This window comes from Pseudomonas sp. V98_8, assembly GCF_029967975.1.
In the GTDB taxonomy this organism is placed as follows: domain Bacteria; phylum Pseudomonadota; class Gammaproteobacteria; order Pseudomonadales; family Pseudomonadaceae; genus Aquipseudomonas; species Aquipseudomonas umsongensis.
In genome coordinates, this window is record NZ_JASCAE010000112.1 from 1 (window position 1) to 9,125 (window position 9,125).

The window sequence follows — 9,125 nt, forward strand, 5'->3', positions numbered from 1 at the left end:
AGCACGACCTTGCCAAGGTCGGGGTCGCGAGTTCGAGTCTCGTTTCCCGCTCCATATTTAACAAAAACGCCGCTCATTGAGCGGCGTTTTTGTTTGTGCGCGATTTAGGTGCTGACGCTGTTTTACATCGACAGGATCAACCGCCCGGCGAACAGAATCAGGACCACCCCCATGCTGCGTTCGAGCCAGTGTCCCATGCGCATGAACAGCAACCTGACCCGGCTGCTTGAAAAGAACAAGGCAACGATCACAAACCACAGGGCATTCACAAGGCACATCCACGCACCGTATAGCGCCTGAATCTTCAGGGGTGTCGCGGTGCTGATGATTGTGGTGAAGATCGCCAGGAAGAACAGGGTGGCCTTGGGATTGGTGGCGTTGGTCAGAAAACCTGTCGTGAACGCCTTCAGCAGCGTTTGCTCGACGGCGGGCTGATCCGTCGGCTGATCACCTTCCAATACGGATTTCGGCCGGCTGCGCACCAGACTGACACCCAGATAAAGAATGTAGGCTCCACCCACGACCTTGGCCACCGTCAATAGCCAGGGCGTGGTATGCATCAGCGCTCCGACTCCGAGCAAGGTATACAGCACGTGCACGGAAATCCCTGCGCCGATCCCCAGTGCCGTGCAAATGCCAACCATTCGGCCGAAACGCACACTCTGGCGAATCGTCACGGCGAAATCCGGTCCGGGTGCGACCACGGCCAGAAAGTGAATCGTCGCCAATGCCAGGAATTCGCCCAGGTAATTAGAAAGCATCTCAACTCCAGAAGGTCGGGGGGACTCAGTCCACGAGGTAGTGGACGGACAACGTGCCTTTCTTTTGGGAAAGCGACGTGATCGTGACCGAGCCCAAATCCTTCAGGCTACGTACGTGTGTGCCGCCGCAGCCATAGGCGGGCAGTTCGCCAAAACTGATTTCCCGGGCGCCTTCGCGCAGCGACGTCAGGCGCGGCAGGTCATGGGCGATCCACTGTTCGAGGCCGTTTTGCACGGTCTGCGCGTCTACGTCCTGCGCCGATTCTGACGGTTTGAATTGCACCCGCCCTTCACCGGGCCAGTGATGCGCCTTGATCGGCATCCAGCCCATGGCCTGGACGAAGTGTCCAATCAGATGGCCGGCTGAATGCATGCGCGTATTGATCTGGCGAGGTTGTTCATCCACCCGAATCAAGGTCATGCCAAGGTTGATCGGCTGATCGACGAAATGGACGATCCGGTCCGGGTCCTGGACTACGCGTAGTACCCGGCTGTCGCCAATCCAGCCCGTATCACAAGGTTGCCCGCCGCCCTGAGGGTGAAACAAGGTTGCGCGCAGCACCACGGCAAATTCGCTCTCGTGAGGTGCGCAGTTCAGGACTTCCACATTGGCCTTGAGGTCATCACTATGGAAAAAGAGGCGAAGCGTCATATTCCATGCTCGTATTCAAATTTCTATTTTTTATTATATGAAGCGCGGTTTAGCGTGATAATCCGTTCAAACATCAAAGGACTGTTGCGTTGTGAGCATAAATCTTCCACTGCCGTTGCTGGGTGAAATGGCGATTTTCGTCAAGGTCGTCGAAACCGGCAGTTTCTCCGAAGCCGCGCGCCAGTTGGGCTCTTCGCCCTCGGCTGTCAGTCGCAGTATCTCGCGTCTGGAAAAGGCCCTGGCCACTCGCCTGCTGCAACGGACCACACGCAAGTTACGGTTGAGCGACGGTGGCGAGGAGGTCTTCAAGCACTGTCAGGAAATGGTCAACGCCGCCCGGTCAGTGATGGAAATCAGTGGCCAGTTCACCGACGAGCCCGAAGGGGTGGTGCGCCTCAGCGTGCCGAAAGCGGTCGGTCGAATTGTGATTCACCCGCATATGCCGGAGTTTTTGCGCCGTTACCCCAAGGTGGATGTGGAGCTGTTGCTTGAGGATCGTCAGGTGGATTTGATCGACGATCACGTCGACCTGGCGATTCGCATCACCGACCGGCCGCCAGCGGGGTTGGTGGGGCGACAGCTGCTGAGCATCGACCATTTACTCTGCGCCACCCCTCAATACCTGGCTGAGCACGGTACGCCGACTCACCCCCATGACCTGCTCAACCACAGTTGCATCTACTTGGGCGAAACCCCGAGCGATGCGCGCTGGAAGTTCAAGAAGGGCAGCAAATCCGTAACCGTCGGGGTGCGCGGACGATATGCCGCCAATCACACGGGCGTACGTTTTGGCGCGGTACTGCAGCACATCGGCATCGGCAGCCTGCCGTACTTCACCGCGCGTCGAGCCTTGGAGAAGGGATTGATGGTGCAAGTGTTGCCAGACTGGACTTTCCTGGCGTCCTACCACGGAGGCGCGTGGTTGCTGTACTCGCCCACGCGATACCTGCCACCGAAGCTACGGGTGTTGATCGATTACCTGGTGGAGTGCCTGGAGAAGGAGCCGACGTTGGGCAAGCCGGGCAAGTCGAGCAGTTCGAATATTGCGGTTTCGGAGTATGAGCTGCCCGAAAGTGAGGGGTTGTTCTGAGGAAAGATCAAAAGATCGCAGCCTTCAGCAGCTCCTACAGGGTGTACGTGATTTCCATGTAGGAGCTGCCGAAGGCTGCGATCTTTTGATCCTGAAAAAAGGCCCGCATGTTCAATCATGCGGGCCTTTTGCATCAGTGCTTACTGTCTTGATTGGACAAGGACAGCAGCTGTTTTTCCTGGTTCCAGTCGAAAGGCTCGTCATTCTGTTCGGCTTCGAAACGACGTTCTTCCAGTGCCTGGTACAGGTCGATTTCATCATCGGGCATGTAATGCAGGCAGTCACCGGCGAAGTACCAAAGCAGGTCGCGTGGCACCAGGTGGGCGATTTGCGGGTAGCGGGCGATGACCTGGCACAGGATGTCCTGGCCCAGGTATTGGCTTTCGATCGGGTCGACCGGCAGCAGTGCAAGCAGTTCGTCGAAGCGCTCCAGGAACAAGGCATGGCTTTCGTCGGGAACCTGTTCGGCCTCACCTACGGCGACCAGGATGCTGCGCAGATGGTCGAGCAAAACGAGATGATCGGCAACGATGTTGGACACGAGATTAGTCCTCAAGAGCAAAACGGGCGCGGGAGTATAAAGCCCCCGCGCGCATTTTCCCATGATGGTGCGCTGGATGGATCAGCGGACCTTGCCATCGGTCAGTGCTATTTCCTCTTTGTCGAAAGCATCGACATCGATCACTTTGCGACGTGCCACTTCGGCCTCGCGTAGCGTGTGTGCTTCCAACGGTTGCAGCACGCCGGCTTCCAGTGCGGCATCGATGACATTTTCTCCAGCGACCGGTTTGACCTGGCCGCTCTTGAGCGCCACATGCAGTTTTTTACGCATGGGTAGCGCGGCGTTCAACTGATCGCAGGTGTGCTGCAGGACGCCAACAGGGTCTTCGACCGATTGCGGGCGATAGCAACCCAGCAGCACTTCCTCCAGGGCCGGATCCCCCTTGGCGCGGCCAATCACGGCGGCGACTTCGGCGCCGAGTTTGTCCGACGGCCCTTTGTGGCGACGCCCGAACGGGAACACGATCACCCGCAGCAGGCAGGCCAGCACCTTGCTCGGAAAGTTGTTCAGCAATTCATCCATGGCCCGCTCGCCGTGACCGAGGCTTTCCTCCATGGCCCAGGTAAACAGCGGCTTCATGTATTCCGGCGAGTCGAGGTCGTTGTAGCGCTTGAGCGCGGCGCTGGCCAGATACAGGTTGCTCAGCACATCACCCAATCGTGCCGACAGGCGTTCGCGCCGTTTCAGTTCGCCGCCGAGCAGCATCATGCTGAGGTCTGCGAGCAGGGCGAATGCGGCTGCCTGACGGTTCAGCGCGCGGAAATAACCCTGGCTGAGCTTGTCGCCCGGTACGTGCTCCAGGTGCCCGAAACCGAGGTTCAGCACCAGCGTGCTGGCGGCGTTGCCCACGGCAAAGCCGATGTGCTTGAGCAGCAGGCCATCGAACTCGGTGAGTGCCTGATCCTTGTCCTCCCGAGTGGCCAGGGCCATTTCCTTGAGCACGAAGGGGTGGCAGCGAATCGCGCCCTGGCCGAAGATCATCAGGTTGCGCGAAAGAATGTTCGCGCCTTCCACGGTAATGAAGATCGGTGCGCCGTTCCATTTGCGGCCCAGGTAGTTGTTCGGCCCCATGATGATCGCCTTGCCGCCGTGTACATCCATCGCCTGGCTGATGCACTCGCGGCCACGCTCGGTGAGGTGGTACTTGAGAATCGCCGACAGTACCGACGGTTTCTCGCCGAGGTCCACCGCGTTGGCAGTCAGCATCCGCGCGGCGTCCATCATCCAGGCATTGCCGCCGATGCGCGCCATGGCTTCCTGGATGCCTTCGAAAGCGCCAATCGGCACGTTAAACTGCTCGCGAATCTGCGCGTACTGGCCGGTCACCAGGCTGGTGAACTTGGCCATGCCGGTGCCCACTGCCGGCAAGGAAATCGAACGCCCGACGGACAGGCAATTCATCAGCATCATCCAGCCCTTGCCGAGCATTTCCTGGCCACCGATCAGGTAATCGAGCGGCACGAACACGTCCTTGCCGGAGTTCGGACCGTTCATGAACGCCGCCCCCAGGGGCAGGTGACGGCGGCCGATTTCCACGCCGGGCAGATCGGTTGGAATTAGTGCCAGGCTGATACCCAGGTCTTCCTCTTCACCCAGCAGGTGGTCCGGGTCGTACGCCTTGAACGCCAGGCCGAGCAGGGTGGCGACCGGGCCCAGGGTGATGTAGCGCTTTTCCCAATTGAGGCGTAGGCCGAGGGTTTCCTTGCCTTCCCATTCGCCTTTGCAGATCACCCCGGTGTCAGGCATGCCGCCCGCGTCCGAACCCGCGAGAGGGCCGGTCAGCGCAAAGCAGGGAATTTCGTCGCCGCGCGCCAGGCGTGGCAGGTAATGGTTACGTTGCTCGTCGGTGCCGTAGTGCAGCAACAGTTCGGCCGGGCCGAGGGAGTTGGGGACCATCACGGTAGAAGCCAGATCGCCGCTGTGACTGGCCAGTTTCATCGCCACTTGCGAGTGGGCGTAGGCCGAGAACCCCTTGCCGCCAAACTCTTTGGGAATGATCAGGGCAAAAAAGCCGTTGTCCTTGATGTAAGTCCAGGCCTCGGCCGGCAAGTCCATGGTTTGACCGAGCTGCCAGTCGCTGACCATGGCACAGAGCTCTTCGGTCGGACCGTCGATGAAAGCCTGTTCTTCCTCGTTCAGTTGCACCTTGGGATAGGAGAGCAGTTTGTTCCAGTCCGGACGACCGCTGAACAGCTCGCCGTCCCACCACACCGTACCGGCTTCGATGGCGTCGCGTTCGGTGTCCGACATCGGCGGCAGGGTTTTCTGAAACCAGTTGAACATCGGTGCGCTGAAGAATTTGCGGCGCAGGTCAGGCAATAGCAGAGGCGCCGCCACGGCGGCGGTGAGCACCCAGAAAATCAACAGCAGCCAGCCCGGTGCGCGGCTGAATGCGCCCATTGCCAGCAGAAACACAGCCACGATGCCCAGGGCAGGCAGCGGCGCGATACGACGGTGGGCTAAATAAGCTATCCCGACAACCAGAACCAGTATCCACAACAGCAGCATATTTAATCCTCCGTGAACCCAGGGCGAACCAACCCACAGAGCTTAGACGGCATCCGCGAAACGGGGTGGTCAGAGCGAGGTGACTGAAATCGTGGGAAACCCTGGATGATTGTGTAGGCCTTAGGTGTGACAGACCGTGAAAAATCGTTCATTGAGCGGGCGGCAAAGCGCCCATGTTTGGCCGAAACGTCGTTATCTCTGTGCTTAACCTCTCGCTAGACTCGGGGCTTGCCCTGGAGATTGCCCGCATGCACGAGTATCTGAGCCCCGGCCGCTTCATCGATAGTGACCACCCTTGCGTGGTGGAGTTCGCCGAAAAACATCGTGGTGCCAGTCGCGACCCGCTCGAGCAAGCGATTCAGCTCTATTACGCCGTGCGCGAGGCGGTGCGCTACAACCCGTACACCTTCAGCCGTGACCCGCAGACCTTGCGTGGCAGTTATGCGCTGGCGAGCGGGGAGAGTTATTGCGTGCCCAAAGCCACGCTGCTGGCCGGTGCCGCGCGGCACTGCGGGATTGCTGCACGCATCGGTCTGGCGGACGTGCGCAATCATCTGTCGACCCCGCGCCTGCTCGAATTGCTCAAGAGCGACGTGTTCGCCATGCACGGCTACACCGAGCTCTATTTGAATGGTCGTTGGGTCAAGGCCACTCCGGCGTTCAACCAGGGCCTGTGCGACTTATTCAATGTGGCGCCGCTGGAATTCGACGGGATCAATGACAGCGTATTTCATCCCTTTAATCGCGACGGTGAGAAGCTGATGGAGTACCTGATCGACCACGGCCAGTTCACCGACGTGCCGGAAAAGTTCTTCTTCGAACACCTTGAAAAGTGCTATCCGCACCTGTTCGGCGAGCATCTTGCGCCGCTGCTGGGAGACATGCGCAGCGATTTGAGTCGCGCCTGATCCGGCGTATGCTGCCTGCGCATTCATCCATAAAGAGGCGGTCATGCTGAAGATCTGGGGTCGGAAAAATTCATCGAATGTCAGAAAACCATTGTGGGCCGCCGAGGAATTGGGCCTGGCCTATGAAGCCATTGATGCGGGCGGTGCCTTTGGTGTTGTCGATACGCCCGAGTACCGTGCCATGAACCCCAATGGCCGCGTGCCGGTGATTGAAGACGATGGATTCGTGTTGTGGGAATCCAACGCCATCGTCCGCTACCTGATGGCCAGGCATGCGCCGAACACTCCGTGGTATCCGTCAGATCTGCAAGCGCGGGCCAGCGCCGAGAAGTGGATGGACTGGACCACTTCGAGTTTGGCAGGACCGTTCCGTACGGTGTTCTGGGGCGTAATGCGCACCCCGGCCGATCAACAGGACTGGCCTGCGATCCAGGCTGCAATCAAGGAATGCGAAGCGCTGCTGGCGATGGCCGATCAGGCGCTGGCGAGCCAGCCATACCTGTCCGGTGACGAGATCGGCATGGGCGACATTCCCCTGGGGAGTTTCATTTATGCCTGGTTCGAGATGCCGATCGAACGCTCGCCGCAGCCCCATCTGCAGGCCTGGTACGCACGGTTGAAAGAGCGTCCGGCGTATCGCAAGGCAGTCATGACCGCGTTGACTTAATACTCACTATCGACACACTTGACTGTACTTGTGCGGCGGCGACAAGCACCATTGCACTGATGCGCCGCGGTTGCATTGCTCGCCGCCCGCCCATATCTGTCCCTTTCTTCCCTTCTTGGTGCGTAATCCGATATGAGTTCCGCTCTGTCCATCCGGCAGCTAACCAAAACCTACGGCAACGGTTTCCAGGCCTTGAGTGGTATCGATCTGGATGTCGCCGAAGGTGACTTCTTCGCCTTGCTCGGCCCCAACGGCGCCGGCAAATCCACGACCATCGGCATTCTTTCGACCCTGGTGAACAAGACCAGCGGCACGGTGAATATCTTCGGCCACGACCTGGACAAGAACCCGGCGGCGCTCAAGCGCTGCATCGGCGTCGTACCCCAGGAGTTCAACTTCAACCAGTTCGAAAAGACCTTCGACATCGTCGTGACCCAGGCGGGTTACTACGGCATCCCGGCGAAAGTTGCCAAGGAACGCGCCGAGCAATACCTGACCCAGCTTGGCCTGTGGGACAAGCGCGATGTGCCGTCGCGTTCGCTGTCCGGCGGCATGAAGCGTCGCCTGATGATCGCCCGTGCGCTGGTCCACGAACCGCGCCTGCTGATCCTCGACGAACCGACTGCCGGAGTGGACATCGAACTGCGCCGCTCGATGTGGACCTTCCTTACCGAGCTGAACAAGAAAGGCATCACCATCATCCTCACCACGCACTATCTGGAAGAGGCTGAGCAGTTGTGTCGCAATATCGGCATCATCGATCACGGCACCATCGTCGAGAACACCAGCATGAAACAGTTGCTCGGCCAGCTGCACGTCGAGACTTTCCTGCTGGATCTGAAGGGCAGCGTAAGCGCGCCGCCACAGTTGATCGGCTATCCGTCACGCTTGCTCGATGCCCACACCCTGGAAGTCCAGGTGGACAAAAGCATGGGCATCACTGCGCTGTTCACTCAGCTCGCCCAACAGAACATTGAAGTGCTGAGCCTGCGTAACAAAACCAATCGCCTCGAGGAGTTGTTCGTGTCCCTGGTGGAGAAAAATCTGTCGAAGGTGGCGGTATGAGTTCCGAGCTGCAGCCCAACCTCGTTGCCCTCAATACCATCGTTTACCGTGAGGTCCGGCGCTTTACCCGGATCTGGCCGCAGACCCTGCTGCCGCCGGCGATCACCATGGTTCTGTACTTCGTGATCTTCGGCAACCTGATCGGTCGACAAATCGGCGATATGGGTGGCTTCACTTACATGGAGTACATCGTGCCGGGCCTGATCATGATGTCGGTGATCACCAACTCCTACGGCAACGTGGTATCGAGTTTCTTCGGCAGCAAATTCCAGCGCTCCATCGAAGAATTGATGGTGTCACCGGTGTCGCCGCACACCATCCTGATCGGCTACACCCTCGGCGGCGTGCTGCGCGGCTTGATGGTCGGGATCATCGTGACGCTGTTGTCGCTGTTCTTCACTGATCTACAGGTGCATCACCTGGGCGTGACCATTCTGGTGGTGGTGCTGACTGCGACCATCTTCTCGCTGCTGGGCTTCATCAACGCCGTGTTTGCGCGCAACTTCGATGACATCTCGATCATCCCGACGTTTGTGCTGACGCCCTTGACCTATCTGGGGGGGGTGTTCTACTCGATCTCGTTGCTGCCGCCGTTCTGGCAGACCGTGTCCCTGGCCAACCCGGTGCTGCATATGGTCAATGCGTTCCGTTACGGCATTCTCGGGGTGTCGGATATTCGGATCAGCATTGCGATTACGTTCATGGTGGTGGCGACGATCGTGCTGTACATCGGTTGTGCGCGGCTGCTGGTGAGTGGGCGGGGGATGCGTACTTAAGATTTTCAAACGATGGCGGCCTGGCAGCCGACCTATTGATTGTTGACGGAGTACATATCCATTCCTGCGGTAACGGCCACTTAGGGTTTCGCTCTTACAGCGAGTCACTTGGAAGAGCCCCAAGTAACCAAGGGCT

At 58.9% G+C, this 9,125-nt stretch carries 9 protein-coding genes; 5 read left to right on the plus strand and 4 right to left on the minus strand.

The genetic code is table 11. The features are described 5' to 3' along the window. Positions 1 to 122: 122 nt before the first annotated feature. Positions 123 to 761 carry a LysE family transporter gene (locus tag QLG10_RS29475; RefSeq protein WP_282488472.1) on the minus strand — a complete coding sequence of 213 codons (639 nt, stop codon included), beginning with the start codon at positions 759 to 761 and terminating at the stop codon, positions 123 to 125. Positions 762 to 786: 25 nt separating this feature from the next. After that, a complete protein-coding gene (locus tag QLG10_RS29480; RefSeq protein WP_110754167.1) occupies positions 787 to 1,413 on the minus strand; it encodes an alanyl-tRNA editing protein in 627 nt (208 codons plus the stop codon). A 91-nt stretch (positions 1,414 to 1,504) separates the two neighbouring features. Between QLG10_RS29480 and QLG10_RS29485 the strand changes: the two genes are divergently transcribed. Then, the gene (locus QLG10_RS29485) at positions 1,505 to 2,503 is read left to right on the plus strand and encodes a LysR family transcriptional regulator (protein ID WP_110754164.1); all 999 of its coding nucleotides are present in this window, start codon (positions 1,505 to 1,507) and stop codon (positions 2,501 to 2,503) included. A 133-nt stretch (positions 2,504 to 2,636) separates the two neighbouring features. Here the strand turns inward: QLG10_RS29485 and QLG10_RS29490 are convergent, their stop codons facing one another. Next, positions 2,637 to 3,044 (minus strand): PA2817 family protein, encoded by a 408-nt coding sequence (locus tag QLG10_RS29490; RefSeq protein ID WP_110754162.1) that lies wholly within the window; start codon positions 3,042 to 3,044, stop codon positions 2,637 to 2,639. Between the two features lie 81 nt (positions 3,045 to 3,125). Continuing rightward, entirely contained in the window at positions 3,126 to 5,573 is a 2,448-nt protein-coding gene (locus tag QLG10_RS29495; RefSeq protein WP_110754160.1) for an acyl-CoA dehydrogenase, read from the minus strand. 248 nt (positions 5,574 to 5,821) lie between these two features. On the opposite strand from QLG10_RS29495, the gene QLG10_RS29500 reads away from it, so the two are divergent. The 4 genes from QLG10_RS29500 to QLG10_RS29515 all read left to right on the plus strand — a co-directional run bounded on the left by QLG10_RS29500 (position 5,822) and on the right by QLG10_RS29515 (position 8,989). Further along, a complete protein-coding gene (locus tag QLG10_RS29500; protein ID WP_110754158.1) occupies positions 5,822 to 6,481 on the plus strand; it encodes a transglutaminase family protein in 660 nt (219 codons plus the stop codon). 43 nt (positions 6,482 to 6,524) lie between these two features. Then, positions 6,525 to 7,148, plus strand: coding sequence for a glutathione S-transferase (locus tag QLG10_RS29505; protein WP_110754156.1), 624 nt, complete (start codon positions 6,525 to 6,527; stop codon positions 7,146 to 7,148). A gap of 132 nt (positions 7,149 to 7,280) precedes the next feature. Further along, entirely contained in the window at positions 7,281 to 8,213 is a 933-nt protein-coding gene (locus QLG10_RS29510; protein WP_020799678.1) for an ABC transporter ATP-binding protein, read from the plus strand. Further along, on the plus strand, positions 8,210 to 8,989 hold the full coding sequence (locus QLG10_RS29515) for an ABC transporter permease (protein ID WP_020799677.1): 780 nt from the start codon (positions 8,210 to 8,212) through the stop codon (positions 8,987 to 8,989). Before QLG10_RS29510 ends, QLG10_RS29515 begins: the two co-directional genes overlap by 4 nt. Positions 8,990 to 9,125 lie beyond the last annotated feature (136 nt).